Annotated in this window: 1 protein-coding gene; it reads right to left on the bottom strand. The window is 48.7% G+C overall.

Annotation, left to right across the window (positions count from 1 at the left end):
* Positions 1–57: 57 nt before the first annotated feature.
* Positions 58–1,410 (bottom strand): acyl-CoA carboxylase subunit beta (locus A3738_RS15470; protein WP_068763710.1); only part of this gene is annotated, 1,353 nt, incomplete at its 5' end.

Here is a 1,410-nt window from a genome sequence, read left to right as displayed (position 1 = left end):
TAAAAATCATGTGAATTGCCTCTTACAAAACTGTTTTTATTCTGTCGGTTACCAAGCTTAAAGTCGTGCCACGCCAAAGGTATTCGGGCGTAGAGTTCGACGTTTTTCTTCGTCACAAATATCTAACAAAAATGCTAATACTTTTCGGGTGTCACGTGGGTCGATAAGTCCATCATCCCAAAGCCTTGCCGTGCCATATAGTGAGGTTGAACCTTTATCCAATTTGTCGGCAGTAGCTTTTTCTAAAACGTCTAACATTGCGGGATCTGCTTCTTTACCCATTTTGGCGTGCTTGTCTTCGGTAACAATACGCAAGACCTTGCCAGCTTGCGCTCCACCCATTACGGCCGTTCTACTGTTTGGCCAAGCGAAGATAAAACGAGGGTCTAATCCGCGCCCACACATTGCATAGTTACCTGCGCCGTAAGAGCCGCCAACCACGATGGTAAGTTTCGGTACGCTTGCGTTAGCCACGGCTTGCAGCATCTTAGAGCCGTGTTTGATAACGCCATTTTGTTCTGCATCGGTACCAACCATAAATCCGGTTGTATTATGGAAGAACAATAGGCTTGTGCCGGACTGCTCGCATAGTTGGATAAACTGCGCAGCTTTTGCCGCACCTTTTGGTGTGATTGGCCCATTGTTACCAATCAGCCCGCATGCATGGCCTTCAATTTTTAAGAAGCCACAAACGGTTTGATTATCGAACTCGGGTTTGAAATCGACGAAGTCAGATGAATCCGCAATACGCGCAACGATCTCACGCACGTCATAAGGTCGTTTGCTATCACTTGGAACAACGCCGATAAGCTCGTCAGGACTATATTTTGGTTCTTCCCATTGTCGTTCTGCTTTAGGGCTGAGTTGCTCGTTCCATGGTACTTGTTTGACCATGTCGCGCATCATACGAATGCCGTCGGAATCATCTTCAGCGAGAAACTCTGCGGTACCTGCGGTTTGTGCGTGCATCTCCGCACCACCTAGCTCTTCATCGGTAGCAATTTCACCGGTTGCTGCTTTAAGTAGAGGAGGTCCTGCTAAGAACATTTTGGCCTGTTCTTTTACCACAATAGAGTAATCGGAAAGACCTGGTTGGTAAGCTCCACCTGCCGTCGCATTACCATGTACAATCGTGAACTGCGGGATACCTGCTGCGGACAAACGAGCTTGATTCGCAAAACCGCGCGCACCATGCACAAAGACATCGGTTGCATAGTTTAAGTTGGCGCCGCCACTTTCAGCCATCGTGACAATCGGCAATTTATTCTCTTTTGCGATCTCTTGAAGACGCAATGTTTTCTCGAGCCCCGTAGGTGAGATGGTGCCACCCTTGATCGCGCTATTGCTTGCTACGACCAAACAGCGGATGCCGCAAACGTACCCGATGCCAGCGATGACGCCACCGCCAGC

It is taken from the genome of Oleiphilus sp. HI0066 (assembly GCF_001635725.1).
This window is presented reverse-complemented; position numbering and strand designations above follow the sequence as displayed.